Annotated in this window: 16 protein-coding genes, 1 tRNA gene and 1 pseudogene; 9 read left to right on the top strand and 9 right to left on the bottom strand. The window is 61.5% G+C overall.

Annotated elements, in window-relative coordinates:
* Positions 1–3 precede the first annotated feature (3 nt).
* The 4 genes from RHEC894_RS20890 to RHEC894_RS20875 all read right to left on the bottom strand — a co-directional run bounded on the left by RHEC894_RS20890 (position 4) and on the right by RHEC894_RS20875 (position 5,066).
* Positions 4–1,338 carry a glucoamylase family protein gene (locus RHEC894_RS20890; RefSeq protein ID WP_085738688.1) on the bottom strand — a complete coding sequence of 445 codons (1,335 nt, stop codon included), beginning with the start codon at positions 1,336–1,338 and terminating at the stop codon, positions 4–6.
* Between the two features lie 261 nt (positions 1,339–1,599).
* Entirely contained in the window at positions 1,600–3,381 is a 1,782-nt protein-coding gene (locus tag RHEC894_RS20885; protein ID WP_085738687.1) for a gamma-glutamyltransferase family protein, read from the bottom strand.
* A 49-nt stretch (positions 3,382–3,430) separates the two neighbouring features.
* Positions 3,431–4,873: a M81 family metallopeptidase gene (locus tag RHEC894_RS20880; RefSeq protein ID WP_085738686.1), complete on the bottom strand. Its 1,443-nt coding sequence runs from the start codon at positions 4,871–4,873 to the stop codon at positions 3,431–3,433.
* Between the two features lie 7 nt (positions 4,874–4,880).
* On the bottom strand, positions 4,881–5,066 hold the full coding sequence (locus RHEC894_RS20875; RefSeq protein ID WP_010068412.1) for a hypothetical protein: 186 nt from the start codon (positions 5,064–5,066) through the stop codon (positions 4,881–4,883).
* Between the two features lie 126 nt (positions 5,067–5,192).
* On the opposite strand from RHEC894_RS20875, the gene RHEC894_RS20870 reads away from it, so the two are divergent.
* A complete protein-coding gene (locus RHEC894_RS20870; RefSeq protein ID WP_245339487.1) occupies positions 5,193–6,068 on the top strand; it encodes an SbmA/BacA-like family transporter in 876 nt (291 codons plus the stop codon).
* An 88-nt stretch (positions 6,069–6,156) separates the two neighbouring features.
* On the opposite strand, the gene RHEC894_RS20865 is transcribed toward RHEC894_RS20870, so the two are convergent.
* From RHEC894_RS20865 to RHEC894_RS20850, 4 genes are all read right to left on the bottom strand, one after another.
* Positions 6,157–7,476: a glucoamylase family protein gene (locus tag RHEC894_RS20865; RefSeq protein WP_085738685.1), complete on the bottom strand. Its 1,320-nt coding sequence runs from the start codon at positions 7,474–7,476 to the stop codon at positions 6,157–6,159.
* A 201-nt stretch (positions 7,477–7,677) separates the two neighbouring features.
* Positions 7,678–10,140: a phosphoketolase family protein gene (locus tag RHEC894_RS20860; RefSeq protein ID WP_085738684.1), complete on the bottom strand. Its 2,463-nt coding sequence runs from the start codon at positions 10,138–10,140 to the stop codon at positions 7,678–7,680.
* Between the two features lie 77 nt (positions 10,141–10,217).
* Positions 10,218–10,889 carry a CBS domain-containing protein gene (locus RHEC894_RS20855; protein ID WP_085738683.1) on the bottom strand — a complete coding sequence of 224 codons (672 nt, stop codon included), beginning with the start codon at positions 10,887–10,889 and terminating at the stop codon, positions 10,218–10,220.
* A 313-nt stretch (positions 10,890–11,202) separates the two neighbouring features.
* Positions 11,203–11,277: transfer RNA gene (locus RHEC894_RS20850), tRNA-Gly, on the bottom strand.
* A gap of 254 nt (positions 11,278–11,531) precedes the next feature.
* Here RHEC894_RS20850 and RHEC894_RS20845 point away from each other — a divergent pair.
* The 4 genes and pseudogenes from RHEC894_RS20845 to RHEC894_RS20830 all read left to right on the top strand — a co-directional run bounded on the left by RHEC894_RS20845 (position 11,532) and on the right by RHEC894_RS20830 (position 14,020).
* Positions 11,532–12,041, top strand: a complete 510-nt coding sequence (locus RHEC894_RS20845; protein ID WP_085738682.1) for a prolyl-tRNA synthetase associated domain-containing protein — start codon at positions 11,532–11,534, stop codon at positions 12,039–12,041.
* 55 nt (positions 12,042–12,096) lie between these two features.
* Positions 12,097–13,058, top strand: a pseudogene (locus RHEC894_RS20840) (co-chaperone YbbN).
* 76 nt (positions 13,059–13,134) lie between these two features.
* The gene (locus RHEC894_RS20835) at positions 13,135–13,821 is read left to right on the top strand and encodes an LON peptidase substrate-binding domain-containing protein (protein WP_171898278.1); all 687 of its coding nucleotides are present in this window, start codon (positions 13,135–13,137) and stop codon (positions 13,819–13,821) included.
* A 10-nt stretch (positions 13,822–13,831) separates the two neighbouring features.
* On the top strand, positions 13,832–14,020 hold the full coding sequence (locus tag RHEC894_RS20830; RefSeq protein ID WP_003567459.1) for a Trm112 family protein: 189 nt from the start codon (positions 13,832–13,834) through the stop codon (positions 14,018–14,020).
* Between the two features lie 18 nt (positions 14,021–14,038).
* Here RHEC894_RS20830 and RHEC894_RS20825 read toward each other — a convergent pair whose 3' ends face one another.
* On the bottom strand, positions 14,039–15,253 hold the full coding sequence (locus RHEC894_RS20825; protein WP_085738681.1) for a ubiquinone biosynthesis hydroxylase: 1,215 nt from the start codon (positions 15,251–15,253) through the stop codon (positions 14,039–14,041).
* Positions 15,254–15,337: 84 nt separating this feature from the next.
* On the opposite strand from RHEC894_RS20825, the gene tesB reads away from it, so the two are divergent.
* From tesB to RHEC894_RS20805, 4 genes are all read left to right on the top strand, one after another.
* The gene (gene tesB, locus RHEC894_RS20820) at positions 15,338–16,222 is read left to right on the top strand and encodes an acyl-CoA thioesterase II (protein ID WP_085738680.1); all 885 of its coding nucleotides are present in this window, start codon (positions 15,338–15,340) and stop codon (positions 16,220–16,222) included.
* A 210-nt stretch (positions 16,223–16,432) separates the two neighbouring features.
* Positions 16,433–16,783: a P-II family nitrogen regulator gene (locus RHEC894_RS20815; protein WP_003543684.1), complete on the top strand. Its 351-nt coding sequence runs from the start codon at positions 16,433–16,435 to the stop codon at positions 16,781–16,783.
* A 24-nt stretch (positions 16,784–16,807) separates the two neighbouring features.
* Positions 16,808–18,232, top strand: coding sequence for an ammonium transporter (locus RHEC894_RS20810; RefSeq protein WP_085738679.1), 1,425 nt, complete (start codon positions 16,808–16,810; stop codon positions 18,230–18,232).
* Positions 18,233–18,509: 277 nt separating this feature from the next.
* A complete protein-coding gene (locus RHEC894_RS20805) occupies positions 18,510–21,179 on the top strand; it encodes a DNA translocase FtsK (protein ID WP_085738678.1) in 2,670 nt (889 codons plus the stop codon).
* The last annotated feature ends 138 nt before the right edge of the window (positions 21,180–21,317 follow it).

The following is a 21,317-nucleotide window of genomic DNA, read 5'->3' as shown; positions in this document are numbered from 1 at the left end:
AGTTCAGGCGAACTTGCGCACCACGTCTTCCGGCTCGATGCCTTCGAGCCAGCCGCCGGTAAAGCCGGCGCGCTCGAGCCCGAGGCGGATGACCGGCGATTGCCGCATCAGCTTCCAGATAAAGTCGGAGCGCTCGTTCTCGATCGTCATGACGACGAGACCCTGGTCGATGCCGACAGTGCGGTCGTCGACCCAGCCTTCCGGCCGCTTGGTCTTGACCGTCGGGTTGAAGCCGCCGGGGAAGCCGCCTTCCAGCAGCAGATTCGGATAGGTGGTCAACAGCGCCTTGGTGCCGTCGAGGGCTGCCTGCCGGTCATAAGGCAGGCAGGCAAGGGCCGCCCAGGGGGCGATCGTGCCGTCATCGGGCCCAAGCGGGGCGCCGCGCGCGGCATAACCCAGAACCTTCGGCTGGCGGCCGCCGCGCATGCGCCGTGTCGGCGGCGGGCCGTCGCAGGCGGAGAAGCCCCAGATATTCCTGTTATAGCCGACGAACTGGCCGGGATTGCGCTCGGCATAATCCCGCTGGACGTTGATCATCACCTGCGTGTTGCGGAAATAATCCCAGTTGCGCTCCGCCATCGGCTTGTCCCGAATGCCGCGGAAATCGATCCAGGCATGCGAGAAGAGATGGATGAACAGCGGCCCGGCATAGAGATAGGACTGTTCGCCGTGCAGCATCCAGGAATAGCTTGACGTAAAGGCGTCATAACATGACTGCGGGATGGGGTGCGTCGGCGAACCAAGCGCCAGCGCATAGAGGATGATCGCCTCGTCGAAGCCGTGATAGCGCCAGCGCAGGAAGCCGGACGAGGGCTTCCAGCCCATGGCAATGGTGTCGCCCTTGTTCAGCGCCCAACGCCAGTCGACGCGCTCGTAGATGAAGGTCGCAAGTTCACGGATTTCCGTTTCCGTCTCGTCGTCTTCCCGGTTGAAATACTGCGCCGCCGTCAGGATGCCGGCGACCAGCAGCGCCGTGTCGATGGTCGAAAGCTCGCTGTTCCAGGCGCGATGGCCGGTATCCATGTGCAGGAAATGGTAGAAGAAGCCGCGGTGGCCGGTCGCGTGGCGTTCCTCGCCCTGGCGCGCCTCGGCAAAGAAACGCAGCGTGTTGACCGTGCGTTCGGCTGCTTCCTCACGGCTGATCCAGCAACGCTCGACACCGACGGGATAGGAGGAAAGGCCAAAGCCGACGGCTGCGATGCTCGCCGGCACGCCGCCGATCGAGGTATCGGCCACCAGGCCATTTTCGGGGTTGGAATATTTCAGGAAGTATTTGAATGCCGAATGCTGCAGCCTGTCGACGAGTGCTGCATCAATGTCTTCAATCCGTTGCAGCATAGGCACCTACCCAACTGTTGCATCGCCCCATGCTTCAACATGGTGGCCGTCCCCGGGCAAATCAAACCTTTTTGATTCGTAGGGATAAGAGAACACAAATGGGCGGAACTGGTCGTTAATAATTATTGGTGAAATAATATCTAGCAGAAGTCATATAAGCGGTGCAGCAAAAATCCCCCGATACGCGCCACCTCAGCGGGGTTTTTTCCGCAATACTTGCTTTCTCGTTTTATCTGAGAGCGACCGACGAAGCCTTGGCTTTTACCGCCCGACCGCATAGGCCTGCATCAGGCGTGGGGTCGCTGCGGCGCGCATCAGGCCGCCGGTATCACGCCGCGCCGCCGTCAGCCGGCCGATCGTCCAGGGATCCGCGATCGTCAGCTTGTGGCCCTTGCGGGCGAGCGCTTCGAGCACTTCGGCGCCGAAATTTGCCTCCGCCATCAGGCTGCCGGGTTCGCGGGTGCGGGGATAGAAGGAACTCGGGAAATGCGAGGTGTGGAACAGCGGCTGATCGATCGCCGCCTGCAGGTTCAGCTTGTGGTGTGCATGCCGCAGGAAGAAGGAGAGCTGCCATTGTTCCTGCTGATCGCCACCCGGCGTGCCGAAGGCAAGGGTCGGGCGGCCCTCGTAAAGGCCGAGCGAAGGCGTCAGCGTCGTGCGCGGCCGCTTTCCCGGCTCAAGAGAGGTCGGCAGGCCTGGTTTCAGCCAGAACATCTGGGCGCGGGAATTGAGGCAGAAGCCGAGGCCGGGCACGGTCGGCGACGATTGCAGCCAGCCGCCGGAGGGCGTGACTGAGACCATATTGCCGTCGCGGTCGATCACGTCGATATGCACGGTGTCGCCGCGTTTTTCCAGATGCGCCATAGTCGGCTCGTAGACGGCGCCGGTTCTGGAATCGGCGCCGAGCATCTTCATCGTCAGATCATACTGGGCTTCGAAGCCCGGAACGATACCGGGGCGAAGATCGAAGGAGGCGTCGGCGCCGATGAGCGTGCGGCGCTCGGCGGCGTAGCTCTCCGACAGCAGATGCGCGACGGGGATCTCGGAAAAGTCGGGATCGCCGTAATAGACCTCGCGGTCGGCGAAGGCGAGTTTCATCGCCTCGGCAACGGTATGGACGAAGTCTGCGCCGGCAGGGTCCATCGCGGCGAGATCGAACCCTTTGAGGATCGAAAGCGTCTGCAGAAAGACCGGACCCTGGCCCCAGGGGCCTGTCTTGGCGATCGTCCAGCCGTGATGATCACAGGTCAGCGGTTCCTCGATCGTCGACGACCAGTTCGCCATGTCGTTTGCGGTCAGCACGCCCTTGTGGCGGCTGCCGCTCGCATCCATCACTTCGGCTGATTTCAGATAGGCGTCGATCCTCTCGGCAATGAAGCCGCAATAGAAGGCGTCGCGCGCTGCCTCCACCTGCGCTTCGCGGCCGCTTTTTGCTTCGGCTTCGGCAATCACGCGCCTCCAGGTTTCGGCAAGCACCGGGTTGCGGAAATTCGCCTGCGCCTCAGGCACGCTGCCATGCGGCAGCCAGGTTTCGTAAGATGTCGGCCATTCCTTCTCGAAGAAGGCGGCGAGCCCCTTGATCGTGGCGGAGACGCCGGGCAGCAAGGGATGGCCGTGCTCGGCGTAATAGATCGCCGGCTCCAGCACCTCGCGCACGCGCATCGTGCCGTAATCGCGCAGCATCAGCATCCAGCCGTCGAAGGCGCCGGGAATGACCGTGGCCAGCAGGCCGTCGCCAGGGATCAGCGTCAGGCCTTCCCCAGTGTAGTGCTCGATCGTCGCTCCCGCGGGGGCCGGGCCTTGCGCACAGATAACCTCGACCTTGTCCTTCTGCTTCGAATAGATCACCGCCGGCAGGTCGCCGCCCGGGCCGCAGAGATGCGGCTCGACGATCTGCAGCACGAAGCCCGTCGCCACCGCGGCATCGAAGGCGTTGCCGCCCTTTTCGAGAATGCTCATGCCGACCGCCGAGGCGATCCAGTGCGTCGAAGTGACGACACCGAACGTGCCGAGAATCTCAGGGCGGGTCGTGAATGCGGTCATTGCAAATGTCCTTTTCGCGAAGTCATGCGTCGTTGAGACCGGCCGAACCTCAAGTCCGCGCCGAGCGGGCGGAGAGGAAGACCTGCGGCTCGAAGGCAAAATCCTTGTCGAACGGATAAGTCGGATGCTGTTTGCGCAGCCGCGGCAGGCGCTCGACGAACTGGTCGACGACACCTGTCGACAGCGCCATCAGGTTCGGATTGGCGATCGGCGCCAGTTCCGGCGAGAGGTAGCCCGATTTGACGACGATGATCCTGGCGCCGTGCGGATCAAGCCCGAGCCGGGTGAAATCGACGATGTTGTGATAGGGCCGGCGTTTGGCGGAGAGCACGAGATCGATGCCACCGGTCGAAACCACCGCCTGCCGATCGGCCGGATCTGCGGTTTCGTGCAGGAACTTGACGAGGAAGCGGGCATTGACCGGCTTGCTGCCTTTGGTGTCGAGGGAAGCGCCGACGCTGAGCTCCAGCTCCGCACCGATACCGGCGGCATAACAGGTCTCGGTCGCCGCCCTGTCGGTGATACCGGCGAAGACGACCCCGGCAGCATCCCTGGCGATCAGCTCGGCCAGCACCTCAGCCCGGTCCCCGACGCCGCCGCCTGTGGGGTTGTCGCCGGATTCGGCAAGCACGACGGGGGCGGTCGGGCTTGCAATGGCTTTCGCCACACATTCCTCGAGCGAGCCGGTTTCGCAGCCGAAGACAAAATCTTCGCGGGCATCCCAATAGGCGCTCGCGAGGCGTTTGGCCTCACGCTCCAGCACGGCCCGGTCGGTGCCGGTCATGATGGCGGCGGCGGTAGCGCGCGGTTCGTCGGCCCAGACGTAGCCGACCATCAGCGAGGCATCCCAGACGCCGTCGATCACATCGATCCCCGGCAGCATGGCATAGAGGCTCTTAGCCGGCTCATCGACGGTGCTGGTGCGCTCGCCGGGCAGGACGACGGGGATCGGCGCCCAGAGGACGACCGGCCTCACGCCTGTTTTCAAGCTCTTGACCAGCATGGAGACCGAGCGGCGCATCGTCTCTTCGACATCGATATGCGGCGCGGTGCGATAAGTGGAGTAAATGTCGAGCGCATCGATGATGCGCTGGGTGACGTTGCCATGCAGGTCATAGCTCGCCGAAACCGTGCAATCCTCGCCGACCAGCGTCCGGGCCGCACCGATCCAGTCGCCTTCGGCATCTTCCATGCCCTCGACATACATGGCGCCGTGCATGGCGAGATAGAGACCGTCGAGCGGCAGCAGCGGCTTCAGCCGTTCCAGGAACTCTGCCTTGAACGCCTCGTAGGTGGCGCGCGAAACCGGCCCGCCGGCAATGGCCCGGGCATGAATCGTCGGCAGAAACTCGGCATCGTAATCCTTGAGGAAGGCGAAGTAGGGGGCTTCCAGCAGCGCCTGCCCGCGCAACACGCGAAAATCCTTCTCCTCGTTCAGAACGGGGTTGTATGTGCTGCATTCGATATGAATGCCACCGACGGCGATGCGCATGGGAACCTCAGATTATGTTGGGGCAATCAGGATGTTCGGGGTGGTGCTGGCGGTTCTGCCTTTCCGAGCGTAAGCCGTCGACAGAAGTTTCGATGGTCATCTGACACCAAGCACGCGCCGGCTGCAAGCGGCGCATGCGCACCTTCATCGCCAACGCCAGCACCTTGAGGCGGCCGGTATCGGCTGCCCGCATCGGGTTCTATCTTCCAGCCGATCTCGCACCTCTGAAAAGCCGCCGCATCCCGATCTCGCCGCGAACTTCAGGCGCATAATTTCCGTCAATCGCAATGTCGGCTTCTTTGCCACCGGCTACAACTGGATGATACAGATCATACCGGTGGTCCTCATCGCCCCTGCTTTCATGCGCGGCGACATGGAATTTGGAGTGATCACCCAGTCTGCGGCAGCATTTGCGATGCTTGTCGGTGCGTTTTCCTTCATTGTCGCACAGTTCAATTCGATCTCGAACTTCGCGACCGTCGTGGCGCGCATCAGTTCCCTGTTGGAGGCGATCGAGGACGCGCGCAGCGCGGCAGACACCCACATTGAACGCAGCGAGGTCGAGGGAGTTTTCGCCTACGAAGGCTTGACGCTGACGTCGCCGACCGGCGAGCTATTGCTGAAAGATCTGTCGGTGCGTGTCCCGCCAGGCACACGCGTCATCGTAACCGGAAAGGATGATGCCGCCGGCATCGCGTTATTCCGGGCGACTGTTGGACTGGGTACGCCGGGGAGTGGACGCGTCGTCACCCCGCCTCGTCAATTGGTGCGCTTTCTCGGTCAGCGAACGTATTCGGGTCCAGGAACCCTGCGCCAGATCCTGGCGCCACCCAAACCATCGGCCGAGACAACGGATGCCCAACTCCTCGCTTTGCTGAAGAGCGTCGGGCTCGCACGCGATCTAACGCCCAGCGACCTGGACAGCGAGCAGGACTGGTCGGCCTTGCTGTCGCCACGCGAACAACAGCTCCTTGCGCTTGCGAGCGCGCTGGCAGCCGCTCCGTCATACATTGTTCTGGAAAAAGCCGATGCCATCTTCGGTCATGAGCTTCTTGCCGAAATCCTCAACCTGCTCGCGGAACGAAGGATTGCTTGCCTCAACTTCGCCGAACCGGGCGCGCCACGCTCAGCCTATGATGCAGTTCTCGAGTATGGCGCTGACGGTTCCTGGAGTTGGATCGATCGTCGTGAATGAAGGTGAAGCCCAGGCTCTTCGACGATTTCCTCAAATGCCACCCGCGCCGAAGCCAAACCATGGCGCGATAGCCGCCCAACCGGCGTCATCACAACCAGCCGCCTGAAAACCCCGCTCGTCTCAAGCCCACCACGACCGGCTCGCACCGACGCATGATGTTCCACAGCAGGCCGGTTCGGTAGTTTTCGATCATCAGGACGACCGGCCCTTGGTCGATGCCGAAATGGTAGGGGCTGACCCACCATCCCTCGTCCTTGTCTTCCATCGCATATGTCTGGTTGAACGATGGCCTGAAGCCGTAGAGGCGCGTCATGCCAAGCCGCATTCGGGCAAAGTTTCTGACGGTCGGGATGACGATTTCCGGAGCGAACGGCAGCGAAGCGACCACTGCCCAGGGAGATACGGTCCCGTCATCCGGTCCGTAGGGGGCGCCACGCGCAATGTAATCGAAGAATTCCCTGTCGATGCCATCTATGTTCCGCTTCGTCCAACCGGGTCCATCACTTGCCGTGAAGCCCCAGCAATATTCGCCGTAACCTTTGAAGTTCAACGGATTGCGGATGGCATATTCCTGCTGGACGAAAGTCGCGTGTCGGCTGTTCTTGAAATAATCGCTGTCATGCTCACGCATGAAGGCATCGCGAATTTCGCGAAAATCGATCCACATATGCGAAAGCTGATGGGTAAAGAGCGGACCGGAATAGAGCAGTTCGCGGCCGAAGACATTCCGCCATTCGTAGCTTTCCGTATAGGCCGTAAAGCTTTCCGGGGGCAGCGGGTGGCTCGGTGAACCAAGCCCGAGAATATAAAGAAGCAGACCTTCGTCATAACCGCGCCAGCGATAGGGAATGAAGCCGTTCTCCGGTCGCCAGCCATGAGTGAGCGTCGCGCCGTTGTCGCGCGCCCAGTTCCAGTCCACGCGCTCGTAGAGCGATTTGGCGAGCGCACGAACCTTCGCCTCGTCCTCGGTATCTGCATCGAAATAGGCCGCAACCGTCAAAGCGCCGGCGAAGAGGAAGGCTGAGTCGATCGTTGACAACTCGCACTGCCAGACCCGCTTTCCTGTTTCAATGTCGAGGAAATGGTAGAAGAAACCCTTGTATCCGGAAGCGTCCGGTTCAGGTCCCTGATGGCAGGATATCAGGAATTCCAGCCGGCGCCGGGCGATCTTCGCGGCAAACTCACGAATGACGATCCCGCGCTCGACGATGACCGGAATGGTGGCAAGCGCCATGCCGATGGCAGCAATGCTTGCCGGTGCGCCTGCCTGCGTCTTGTCGCGGACCAATCCGTTGTCCGGGTTGGTGCACTGCAGATAATAGAGCAATGTCGTGAACTGAAGGCGACCGAGATCCTCGTTCGTCGGCATCCGGTTCAATTCGGGATCAGTTGACAGTAACTCCGACATGACGCGCTAACCGAGGAAATCAGATGGTTTCGTCGAGCATCCGGAAGCGGCCCTGGCCGGGCGCCTGCCGGCATGATCGTTTGCTCGCGGTGCACTTTTTTCCGGTGCGCCCGACGCATGGTGGTAGGCGACGTCCCCGAGATTGCCGGTCGACGGGGTCATCGGGCGCCCCCTCTATCGGAATGCGCAGGGGGCCGTCGTCTAGGCATTATCCCCCTCCGTGGAGGTCGCCGCCTTCACTTTCTCCGTGCTCCGAACGCCCCATGTCCAGCCGCTGATCTCAGGCATGTCATCACCGTGCGCCTCGATATATTGCCGGTGCTCAATCAGCTTCCCGCGGATTGCCTGCTTGAAGTAGGCCGCGCGCGCGCCAAGTTGCGGCAGTCGATCGATGACGTCTTCAACAAGATGGAAGCGATCGAGCTGGTTCAGAACGACCATGTCGAACGGAGTCGTGGTCGTTCCCTCTTCCTTGTAGCCCCGGACATGCAGGTTCTTGTGGTTGGTCCGCCGATAGGTCAGCCGGTGGATCAGCCAGGGATATCCATGGAATGCGAAGATGATCGGCTTGTCCTTCGTGAAAAGTGCATCGAAATCGGCATCCGAAAGCCCATGGGGATGTTCGCTCGAGGGCTGCAGCTTCATCAGATTGACGACATTGATGACCCGAACCTTCAATTGGGGAAGGTGCTTGCGGATCATCTGGACGGCGGCAAGCGTCTCGAGCGTCGGCACATCGCCGCAGCAGGCCATGACCACATCCGGTTCCGAGCCCCGGTCATTGCTGGCCCATTCCCAAATGCCGAGGCCTTCGGTGCAGTGCTTGATGGCCTCGTCCATCGTGAGCCATTGCGGTGCCGGCTGCTTGCCTGCCACCACCACGTTCACATAGTTGCGGCTGCGCAGGCAATGGTCGGTAACGGACAGGAGCGTATTGGCATCCGGCGGAAGATAGACCCGGATAACCTCGGCCTTCTTGTTGATCACATGGTCGATGAAGCCTGGATCCTGATGAGAAAAGCCATTGTGATCCTGCCTCCAGACATGCGAACTCAGGAAGTAATTGAGCGAGGCGATCGGCCGTCGCCAGGGAATGTGGTTGCACACCTTCAGCCATTTGGCATGCTGATTGAACATCGAATCGATGATGTGAATGAACGCCTCGTAGCAGGAGAAGAAGCCGTGGCGCCCCGTCAGCAGATAGCCTTCCAGCCAGCCCTGGCATTGATGCTCGCTTAAGACTTCCATGATGCGGCCGCCGGGCGACAGGTGATCGTCCTCGGGATAGATCTCGGCCATATAGCAGCGATCCGTTACCTCCAGCACGTCCTGCCAGCGATTGGAATTGTTTTCGTCCGGGCTGAACAGCCGAAAGTTCTCGCTCTGAAGGTTCAGTTTCATCACATCGCGCAGGAACTTGCCCATGAGACGAGCGGATTCTGCGGTCACCGATCCAGGCTTGGGCACCGAGACGGCATAATCGCGGAAAGCCGGCATCTTCAGATCGCGCAGCAACAGACCACCGTTTGCGTGCGGATTGTCGCTCATCCGGCGACGCCCGGTCGGCGCCAGCGAGGCCAGTTCAGCCCGCAACCTGCCGTCGCCGTCGAAAAGCTCTTCGGGTCTATAGCTCTTCATCCAGTGTTGAAGCACCTTGATATGTTCCGGCTTGTCCATGTCGCCCATCGGAACCTGGTGCGAGCGCCAATAGTCTTCGCATTTCTTGCCGTCGATTTCGGACGGGCAGGTCCAGCCTTTCGGCGTGCGGAAGACAATCATCGGCCAGGCCGGACGACGGATCTTCCCCTTGCCCCGCGCTTCCGCCCAGATCGTCTTGATCGTTGCGACGGCGGTGTCCATAGCGGCGGCAAGCTGCTGCTGCACCTGATCGGGCTCATGGCCTTCGACGAAGAGGGGCGCATATCCCATGCCTTCGAAGAACTTCGCCAATTCTTCCTTGGGAATGCGGGCGAGGAAACAGGGATTGGCGATCTTGTAGCCATTGAGATGCAGGATCGGCAGAACGCATCCGTCACGGGCAGGATTGAGAAACTTGTTTCCATGCCATCCCGTGGCGAGAGGCCCGGTTTCGGCTTCCCCGTCACCGACGACACAGGCCACGATCAGATCGGGATTGTCGAAGGCGGCGCCATAGGCGTGGCTGAGGGCATAACCGAGTTCGCCACCTTCATGGATGCTCCCCGGTGTTTCGGGAGCAACGTGGCTCGGAATGCCGCCAGGAAAGCTGAACTGCTTGAACAGCCGCTTCATGCCCTCCTCGTCCTGACCGATATTTGGGTAGAATTCGCTGTATGTTCCCTCCAGATAGGCATGGGCAACGAGCGACGGCCCGCCGTGGCCGGGGCCGATCACATAGATCATGTTGAGGTCGTCGCGCTTGATCACCCGATTGAGGTGCACATAGAGCATGTTCAGGCCAGGCGAAGTGCCCCAATGGCCGAGCAGCCGCGGCTTGATATGCGCGCGCGCCAGAGGTTTCTTGAGCAGGGGATTGTCGAGCAGATAGATCTGCCCGACCGAGAGATAGTTCGACGCCCGCCAGTAGGCATCCATGAGGCGGAGCTCCTCGGAAGAAAGCGGAGCTTTTCCACGCGACACCGCCGGGGCGGTTTTCTTCATCACTGCCGTTTCTGGTGAAGCCATCGGAGTCTCCAATCAAAATGACATTGCCGAATGTTGCCGGCTCGGTTCATGAAGGCCGGCGCAGTCTCATGTCGGCGCTACGGAGGAGGGGATTCCGGGAAATGCTCCACCACGCCGCGGACACCGTGGACGCCTTCCGCTAAAATCCGCGCGGCCCTGCGGCAGGCGGCCGTCTCGACGTTGCCCCAGAAATGCACGATCCCCTCGGTGACCGTGACGGACACATCCAATCGTTCGAGACCGGTATTTTCACCGAGCCGAACAAGAATACTGCGTCGAATGGCTTCGTCACCGGCGGCGGTGTCGTCCGGTTTGGCCGAGTAAATTACCTGCAGAAGGTCGGCGCGGCTGACGATGCCGACGAGTTTGCCGTCCCGCAGCACTGGAATGCGCTTGATGCCACGCTCCTGCATGAGTTCGGCGACATGGGAAAGGGCAGCATCTTCGTCGATCGTCAGAGGATCGGGGGTCATGACGTCGCCCACTCTCCACGCACATCGTTTTACAAAAGCGTTCGCTCTCTCATCGGGTCCAAGCTCCATATCCGCCTTCAGAACGAACGCGCCGCTCGACAGTTCCGTTCGACGGATCAGATCACCCTCGCTGATGACGCCCAGCAAGCGCCCGTCATCGTCGACGACCGGGACGCCGCTTACCTGCTGGTCGGCCATGAGCTTGGCTGCATGCCGAACGCTGTTGTCAGGCGACAGTGTGACGACCGTCGTCGTCATTACATCTTTGACGAGCATGTTGATCCAACTCCGGCTGCATCTCCTCAGATGCCGTCACTCTCGACGTCCGCGCTTTTCCACAAACGCAGAGAGCCTAGTCGGATACCACCACGCTTTGCATTGAGCAGAATCAATCGGACGCGGCAAAATTGTTAGGAAAGCGGCGACTGATGGCGCGACAAGGAGCGGTTGAGGGCGTCACATGGGTCCGCGACGGCCGAGGAAACGTCGTCTGGACGAAGGCTGGCGCTGCATCGATCAATAACCCGTTCGGCACCGGGTTGTTACCCATATCCGGTAACGTTTCGTCACTTGATATTGATGGAGAAACTGGAGCGGGCGAAGGGATTCGAACCCTCGACCCCAACCTTGGCAAGGTTGTGCTCTACCCCTGAGCTACACCCGCTCAATCCGCATCGGTCCGGGGTAGTCGTTGGACCGTGGGCGCCGCCTTGTGGCGACGGGCGCTATATGGCCTAACGGATTTTCAAATGCAACAGGGAAATGACGAAGAGGCGAAGAAAAATTCGCAAGGTCGCATGAGGCAGGCGGAAAGGCCGCAAATGCGGGGGTTGAGCGTCGGTGGCGAAGATTGCCAAATGATGTGGGCGGTCTTAATCAGGGCATCTCGACTTTTCCTCACCACCAATGGATTGCCCGATGCCCGAAAACACCCCCAAGACAAGAGAAGAACTGTTCGCCTTCCTCGACGGGCTCGGCATCGCCCATAAGACGGTCGATCATGCGCCTGTCTTCACCGTGGCCGAATCGGTTGCGCTGCGCGACGAGATTCCCGGCGGCCATACCAAGAATCTCTTTATCAAGGATAAGAAGGACAGGTATTTTCTGCTGACCGTGGAGGAAAATGCAGAGGTCGACCTCAAGCAGGTGCACAATTTGATCGGCGGGTCCGGCCGGGTCTCTTTCGGCAGGGCGGAGAAGCTGATGGACTATCTCGGGGTCGTTCCCGGCGCGGTCACCGCCTTCGGCGCGATCAACGATACGGCAGGGAACGTCACCTTCGTGCTCGATGCCGATCTGATGCGCGAAGAGATCGTCAACTGCCATCCGCTCTCCAACGATGCGACGACCTCGATTGCAGGCGGCGATCTCATCCGTTTCATGGAAGCGACCGGACACAAGCCGCTTGTCTTGAAAGTGACGTCCTGACATACGATTTTAGCGCTACAATGATGCCGGCAGGATCGGCGCGCGGGAGATACCTATGAGCGGCAGCAACAATCCCTATAACGGTTCCTTCGGAAATCAGATGTCGGCGACGGCAAGCTTCGGCGCCCAGCCGGAATCGGCGCCTGCGGCCGGCAGCTACATCACCGACACGACGACCGCGAATTTCGGCAAGGACGTGATCGAGGAATCGCGCAGGCAGCCGGTGCTGGTCGATTTCTGGGCGCCCTGGTGCGGCCCGTGCAAGCAGCTGACGCCGGTATTGGAAAAAGTGGTCAACGAAGCCAAGGGTCGCGTCAAGCTGGTCAAGATGAACATCGACGACCATCCCTCGACGGCATCCAGTCCATTCCCGCCGTCATCGCCTTCGTCAACGGCCGCCCCGCCGACGGCTTCATGGGCGCGGTGCCGGAAAGCCAGATCAATCAGTTCATCGATCGTATCGCCGGCCCGGCCGGCGCCGACGAGGCGGCCGAAATCGAGGCCGTGCTTGGCGAAGCGGCAGAATTTCTGGCCGCCGGCAATATCAATGAGGCCGCGCAGCTCTACGCCGCCGTGATGCAGGCCGATCCCGAAAATGCCAAGGCGATTGCCGGGATGGCGGAATGCATGATCGCCGCCAACCAGCATGCGCGGGCGCGCGAAACGCTGGCCGATCTGCCGGAGGCGCTGGCGAAAGACGCCGGCATCCAGGCGGTGCTGAAGAAGCTCGAACAGATCGAGGAAGCCCGCAAGCTCGGCGATCCCGTTGCGCTCGAACGCGACCTTGCCGCAAACCCCGACGACCACGAGGCACGGCTGAAGCTTGCCAAGATCCTCAATGTCGAAGGCCGGCGTGACGAAGCGGCCGAGCACCTGCTGCTGATCATGCGCAAGGACCGGACCTTCGACGATGACGGCGCCCGCCGCCAGCTGCTGCAGTTCTTCGAGGTCTGGGGCTTCAAGGATCCGGCGACGGTTTCGGCCCGGCGCAAGCTTTCGGCGATGCTGTTCTCCTAAGTTTAGCAGATATGCCCTTGCGTTTTTGGGCGGGGGCACCACATTCTCGTCAGAACGGGCATGCCCGTTTACAAGAATGCGGGACGGTTTCATGCAAGTCGGTAATGCCAGATACCTGAAGCCGGGCGATTTGCCTGATACGATCGCCGTCTTTCCGCTGACCGGTGCCCTGCTTCTGCCGGCCGGGCAGCTTCCGCTCAATATTTTCGAGCCGCGGTATCTGGCGATGCTGGATGCGGCGCTGACCGGAAACCGGCTGATCGGCATGGTGCAGCCGGCGCTCGGCGAACACGAGGACAAGGGCGGCGATCCCCACCTTGCCGCTGTCGGCTGCCTTGGCCGCATCACCTCCTTCGCCGAGACCGGTGACGGGCGCTATATCGTCTCGCTGACCGGCGTCTGCCGCTTTCGGCTGCTGGAGGAGAAAGCCACCAGCGATCCCTTCCGCACCTTCCGTATCGCCCCTTTTATCGCCGATCTCTCGGCCGCGAACGAGGAGGAGGCGGTCGATCGCGCCGCCCTTCTGACCGCCTTCAAGGCCTATCTCGACGCCAATAAGCTGGAAGCCGACTGGGAGAGCGTCGAGCGGGCGAGCAATCTGACGCTGGTCAATTCGCTGGCGATGATGTCGCCGTTCGGACCGGCCGAAAAGCAGGCGCTGCTGGAGGCGCCCGACCTGAAGACTCGGGCCGAAACACTGATCGCCATTACCGAGATCGTGCTGGCGCGGGTCTTCGGTGACTCCGACACGGTTCTGCAGTAGGTTTTCGGCCATGGACGAAAAACTCAGCCGCGTCGATCCGAAACTGCTCGAACTCCTGGTCTGTCCGCTCTCCAAGGGGCGGCTTTCCTATGATCGCGAGCACAATGAACTCGTTTCGGAAAAAGCGCAGCTCGCCTATCCGATCCGCGACGGCATTCCGATCATGCTGGTGTCCGAAGCCCGCCGCCTCGATGAATAACGCTTTTTTTAATTGCCTTTAAATCGTCTGGCCGGCGAGCAGCCGCGGATTGTCCTTCGCCGTCGTTCCGGCCGCCTGGCCGATGAAGAATGATTTGAGGCGCGGCAGCCGGTCGACGATGCCGAGGCCAACGTCGCGGGCGATGCGAATCGGCGTTGCGTCATTGGAGAACAGCCGGTTCAGCACATCGGTCGTCATGCCCATGCGAAAGGTGTCGAAGCGCCGCCAGGTCTGGTAACGCTCGAGAATGTTGATCGAGCCGATATCGAGGCCGAGGCGATCGGCCTCGACAATGGTTTCGGCGAGCGCTGCCACATCCTTGAAGCCGAGATTGAGGCCCTGGCCGGAAATCGGGTGAATGCCGTGGGCGGCGTCGCCGGCCAATGCAAAACGCGGCGCGACGAAGGCGCGGGCGAGCGTCAGGCCGAGCGGGAAGGCGCGCTTGTCGCCGACGACCTTCAACGCCCCGAGCTTATGGCCGAAGCGGCGTTCCAATTCCTCCTCGAAAACCAGATCGTCGGCGGCAACCAGCCGGTCGGCGTCATGCGTCCGTTCCGTCCAGACCAGCGATGAACGATTGTTCTTGAGCGGCAGGATGGCGAAGGGGCCGGCCGGCAGGAAATGCTCCTCGGCGCAGCCCTCATGCGGGCGCTCATGTTCGACCGTGGCAACGATGCCGGACTGGCCGTAATCCCAGGTGACGGTCTTGATGCCGGCAAGATCGCGCAGCTTCGAGCGCACGCCGTCGCAGGCAACCAGCAGCCGGCTCTCCAACGGGCTGCCGTCCGACAGCGTGACTGTGACATGGCTGTCGTGGGTCTTCAGTTCGGTGGCGCCGAGCCCGTGGCGGATGTCGATGCCGAGCCGCGCGCAGAGGGCGCGCAGCGCCGCCACCATCGCCACGTTCGGGATCATGTGGGCGAAGGGCCGGCCTTCGGCCACTTCGCCGTCGAAGGTCAGAAACACCGGCCGTACCGGATCGGAGGTCCTGGAGTCGGTGACAATCATCTTGGTGATCGGCTGGGCTTCCGGCTCGATCTCGTCCCAGATGCCGAAGACCTCGAGCATCTTCGCCGCGGCTGCGATAACGGCCGAAGCGCGCGTATCGTTTTTCCAGACATGCTCGGGAGCCGCCTCGACGACGGCGACGTTCAGATGCGGTGCTGCCTGTTTGACCGCGACAGCGGCGGAAAGGCCGACATAACCCCCGCCCACAACCAGCATATCAAGCATCGCGCCGCTCCCGTACTTTCAGTCTCAGATGTGATCTATATAGATCATCGCAACTTCACTTCCTACCGCCGGGAGGCATACAAAATGACGCGCGAGACATCAGGGCCTTCGGCAATGGAGACGCTGCTTTCGACGCTCGACCTGGAGCCGATCGAGGTGGATATCTTCCGTGGGCGCAGCCCGCAGGCCGGCTGGCAGCGGGTCTTCGGCGGCCAGGTGATCGGCCAGGCGCTGATGGCGGCGCAGCGCACCATCGAGGGCGAGCGTTTCGTCCATTCGCTGCATGCCTATTTCATGCGGCCCGGCGATCCCTCGGTGCCGATCATCTATCAGGCGGAGCGGATCCGGGACGGGTCGAGCTTCACGACGCGCCGTGTCGTCGCCATACAGCACGGCAGGGCGATCTTCACGCTGTCGGCCTCCTTCCAGGTCGAGGAGCCGGGCTTCGACCACCAGATCGCAATGCCCGAAGTCCAGATGCCGGAAGCGCTGCTCGGCGAACAGCAGATCACGGAGCAGTATCTGACGCATGCGCCGGAGGCGATCCGAAAATACTGGCAGCGCGAGCGGCCGATCGAGATTCGTCCCGTCTCGCTGACGCATTATTTTTCCGACAGGAAGCTCGATCCCAAACAGGACGTCTGGGTGCGCGCCACCGGCCCGGTTCCCGACGACCGGCTCTATCAGGCGGCCGTCCTTGCCTATCTTTCTGACATGACGCTGCTCGATACTTCGCTCTATGCACACGGCACGTCGATTTTCGACCAGAGCCTGCAGGTGGCGAGCCTCGATCATTCCATGTGGTTCCACCGGCCCTGCAAGCTCGACGACTGGCTGCTCTATACGCAGGACAGCCCGTCTGCTTCGGGTGCCAGAGGGTTGACCCGGGGGTGCCTCTTTACCCGATCGGGCGAACTGATCGCCTCGGTTGCGCAGGAGGGTTTGATTCGTAAAAAGGCAAATGAATAAATAATGTGCATATTTGAAAATTTGCGCATTATTTATGCGCTTATTGGCCGGTCATTTGCCTGTTTATTGGTGCGCTTTCATATAAGTGTTACTTTTCAATAAGTTATATCTCGTCACGAATCTGGCACGCCCTTTGAATGTATATCGCCGGTCGCTGTTCAGGAACGTCAGCGGCAAGGAGAGTCGGCTCCGTGCCGAGGATAACGAAGGATGGGAAACCAGATGAAAATTGTGATGGCTATTATCAAGCCGTTCAAGCTCGATGAGGTCCGCGAAGCTCTTACGGCGATCGGCATTCAGGGGCTGACCGTGACCGAAGTGAAGGGCTACGGCCGCCAGAAGGGTCATACCGAAATCTATCGCGGCACCGAATATGCGGTCAGCTTCCTGCCGAAGCTCAAGATCGAAATCGCCGTTGCATCGGAACTCGTCGACAGGGCGGTCGAAGCCATCGCGGCATCGGCCAAGACCGGTCAGATCGGCGACGGCAAGATTTTCGTCTACTCGATCGACCATGCCGTGCGCATCCGTACGGGCGAAACCGATTCAGAAGCGCTGTAAGCGGCAGATCAAGGAGCTTTTCCAATGTCAATTTCGAAGTTTTCTTCCCGCTTTGCGCTGATTGGCGCAGCAACGGCCGCGCTTCTGGCGCCGGCTGTCGCCTTCGCGCAGGAGACCGCGCCGGCTGCTGCCGCTGCCGCTGCTCCTGCCTTCACCATGGACAAGGGTGACAATACCTGGATGCTCATCTCCTCGGCGCTCGTGCTGCTGATGACCATCCCCGGTCTTGCTCTTTTCTACGGCGGTCTCGTGCGCGCCAAGAACATGCTCTCGGTGCTGATGCAGGTCTTCATGATCACCGCGGTCGTGGCGCTGCTCTGGGTGACCTACGGCTATTCGCTCGCCTTCACCGACGGCGGCTCGCTGAACAGCTTCGTCGGCGGCTTCTCCAAGGCGTTCCTGGCCGGCGTCAACACCTCGTCGCTCGCCGAAACCTTCTCGAAGGGCGTTGCCATTCCGGAATACACCTTCATCGTCTTCCAGATGACCTTCGCCTGCATCACGCCCGGCCTGATCGTCGGCGCATTCGCCGAACGCGTGAAGTTCTCGGCCGTCATGCTCTTCGTCGTCCTCTGGGTCACCTTCATCTACTTCCCGATGGCGCACATGGTCTGGTTCTGGGGTGGTCCGAGCTCCTACACCGCACCGGCCGGCCTGATCTTCTCCTACGGCGCAATCGACTTCGCCGGCGGCACGGTCGTTCACATCAACGCCGGTATTGCCGGCCTCGTCGGCGCCATCATGCTCGGCAAGCGCACGGGCTATAAGAAGGAAATCATGGCTCCGCATTCGATGACGCTGACCATGGTCGGCGCATCGCTGCTGTGGGTCGGCTGGTTCGGCTTCAATGCCGGCTCCAACCTCGAAGCCAATGCCTACGCCTCGCTTGCCTTTATCAACACCTTCGTTGCGACGGCCGCTGCCGCCGTATCCTGGTGCATCGTTGAAAGCCTCGCCCGCGGCAAGGCTTCCATGCTCGGTGGCGCTTCCGGTGCGGTTGCCGGTCTCGTCGCCATCACCCCGGCAGCAGGCTTTGCCGGCCCGATGGGCTCGATCGTTCTCGGCCTCATCGTCTCGCCGGTCTGCTACTTCTTCGTCGATGTCGTGAAGAACAAGTTCAACTACGACGACAGCCTCGACGTGTTCGGCGTGCATTGCATCGGCGGCATCCTCGGTGCCCTCGGCACCGGTATCCTCGTCAATCCGGCACTCGGCGGTGCAGGCATCGTCGATTACTCGACGGCCGATTTCGCTGCTTCCTACGCCGGTACGGCAACCCAGGTGCTGGCTCAGGCCAAGGGCGTGCTGACGACGCTCCTGTGGTCGGGCATCGGTTCGGCGATCCTCTACAAGATCGTCGACGTCGTCATCGGCCTGCGCGTCAGCGTAGAAGCCGAGCGCGAAGGTCTCGACCTTTCGACCCACGGCGAAGCTGCCTACCACTCGTAACATTGGCTTCGGGCGCCCCGAGGGCGCCCCACACGGCCCGTCGCGGCCTATCTCGAGCTTGTCCGGGTTAGACCCGGAAAAGCTCTAACCATAGACCGCATTTGGCCCGGACCTTCCAAAGGTTCGGGCCTTTTTACTTTCCGTGTCGGGAATGCGGGTTCAGACATGCATGGTTAACATCGCTTTAACCCGGCTCTGATTAGGTAGAGCGGACGCATTTTGGCATGGCGAAGCTTCAGTGATTCGCATGCCCTCAGGCATTGGACGGGTTAGACACATGGCAAGAAGCACGTCGCCGGCGATGGATGGCCGTCCGGATCGGTTCTCCTTCTCGGCATTCATGCTGCGGCAGATCCAGGCGCTCATCGGCTTTGCGATCTTTCTGCTGCTGGCACTCTGCGTGGCGGCGCTGGCGACATGGAACGTCGCGGATCCGAGCTATTCCTATGCCACCGCCAACCTGCCGACGAATATCCTCGGTTACAGCGGCGCTGCCTTTGCCGATATCGTCATGCAGTTCCTTGGCCTTGCCAGCGTCGTGTCGATGCTGCCGATCGTCGCCTGGGCGCTGACGCTGATCTCGGGCCGCCGCTTCAGCCGTATCCCTGCCCGTGCCGGCGCCTGGCTTGCCGGCACGGTGCTGTCCTCCGCCGTCATCGGCTGCTTTCCGCCGCCGCTCACCTGGCCGATCCCGAACGGCATCGGCGGCGTCGTCGGCGACATGATTCTGCGTTTTCCCGCACTCTTCGTCGGTGCCTATCCCACCGGCACCTTCGCCATGGTCGTCGGCTGCATCTTTGCAGCACCCACCGCCTGGATGATGCTCTTTGCATCGGGCCTCGTCGGCCGCAGCGAAGCCGAGGAAGAGATCGAGGAGGATTACGTCGGGACGACAAGCAAGGCCCGCGTCGTCGGAGACGAGGACGAGGAGGACGAGTCGCGCTGGGTCGCTTTCAGCGGTGCCATGACGCATGCCTGGTATATGAGCCAGGGCCGGCTGCGCCGGCTCTTCGGCATGGGGCCGCGCAAGCGCCGCCAGGGTGATTTCGAATCGCCCTATGATTTCAACGATGACGAGTTCGGCACGCTGAACGAACCGGTCCGCGCCAAGACGCCGACCGTCCGCGGCGAGCGCATGGAGCCGTCGATGGAGGCGCGGCCGGCTTCGCCGCGCCGTATCGTTTCTGCGCCGTCGCTTTCCATCGATGACGATGATGACGACGACGATCGGCCTTTCGATAGCGACATGCCGCCGCGCCCGGCCGATATCCTGCCCGACGATGATGACGACGACTGGATGATCCGCGCACCGGCAAAACCCGTCGGCAAGCCGGAACCGCGCGTCGTCCCCGTGGTGGCGCGTCCGAAGCCCAGCGCCCGCATCGAGCGGGAAGCGCAGGGTTCGTTCATCCGTCCCGAGGGTTTCCAGCTTCCTTCGATGCATCTGCTTGCCGAGCCGAAGAATGTCGTGCGCGACTCCACGCTTTCAGCCGATGCGCTGGAGCAGAACGCCCGCATGCTCGAAGGCGTGCTCGAGGATTTCGGCGTCAAGGGCGAAATCATCCATGTCCGTCCGGGCCCCGTCGTCACGCTTTACGAGCTCGAGCCGGCGCCTGGCATCAAGTCGTCGCGCGTCATCGGCCTTGCCGACGATATCGCCCGCTCGATGAGCGCCATTGCCGCCCGCGTCGCCGTCGTGCCCGGCCGCAATGCGATCGGCATCGAATTGCCGAATCAGACGCGCGAGACCGTCTATCTGCGTGAACTCATCGCGTCTCGGGATTTCGAAGGCAGCAAGGCCAAGCTCGCCATGGCGCTCGGTAAGACGATCGGCGGCGAAGCCGTCATCGCCGACCTTGCCAAGATGCCGCATCTGCTCGTCGCCGGCACCACCGGCTCCGGCAAATCGGTCGCCATCAATACGATGATCCTGTCGCTGCTCTACCGCATGACGCCGGAACAGTGCCGGCTGATCATGATCGACCCGAAGATGCTCGAACTCTCCGTTTATGACGGCATCCCGCATCTGCTCTCGCCCGTCGTCACCGATCCGAAGAAGGCCGTCGTCGCGCTGAAATGGACCGTGCGCGAGATGGAAGAGCGCTACAAGAAGATGTCGAAGATCGGTGTGCGCAACATCGACGGCTTCAACAGCCGCGTCGAGCAGGCCTTGTCGAAGGGCGAGGCGATCTCGCGCACGGTGCAGACCGGCTTCGACCGCCATACCGGCGAGGCCATGTACGAGACCGAGGAATTCGATCTCAGGCCGATGCCCTATATCGTCGTCATCATCGACGAGATGGCCGACCTGATGATGGTCGCCGGCAAGGATATCGAAGGCGCCGTCCAGCGCCTCGCCCAGATGGCGCGCGCCGCCGGCATCCACGTGATCATGGCGACGCAGCGCCCCTCGGTCGACGTCATCACCGGCACGATCAAGGCGAACTTCCCGACCCGCATCTCCTTCCAGGTGACCTCGAAGATCGACAGCCGGACGATCCTTGGCGAACAGGGCGCCGAACAGCTGCTCGGCATGGGCGACATGCTCTACATGGCGGGCGGCGGGCGCATCCAGCGCGTGCACGGTCCGTTCGTTTCGGATGTCGAGGTGGAAGAGATCGTCTCCTACCTGAAAAGCCAGGGCTCGCCGCAATATCTCGATGCGATCACCGCCGATGACGACGAGGATGGTGACTACGGCGGCGGTGGCCCGGCCGGCACGTCAAACCTTTCGGAATCGGAAGATCCCTACGATCAGGCGGTCGCCATTGTGCTGCGTGACGGCAAGGCCTCGACCTCCTACGTCCAGCGCCGGCTCGGCATCGGTTACAACCGGGCCGCCTCGCTCATCGAGCGGATGGAGAAGGAAGGCATTATCGGGCCGGCCAACCACGCGGGCAAACGCGAAATTCTCGTTCCCACCGAAGGCGACATCCTCGACCGCTGAAATAATCGGCATATATTTCCGATGAGGGCCGTTTTTGCGGAAACCTGACGGCAGCCAAGCCGTTACCTCTCGCGGGCCGGTGGCAACGCCTTGAAGACGCCGCCTTTCGGCAGCATGCAGATCGCATAAAGGAGATTT

It is taken from the genome of Rhizobium sp. CIAT894 (genome assembly GCF_000172795.2).
Lineage (GTDB): Bacteria > Pseudomonadota > Alphaproteobacteria > Rhizobiales > Rhizobiaceae > Rhizobium.
Note: the sequence above shows the minus strand (reverse complement) of the source record. Positions and strands in the feature narration are given on the sequence as shown.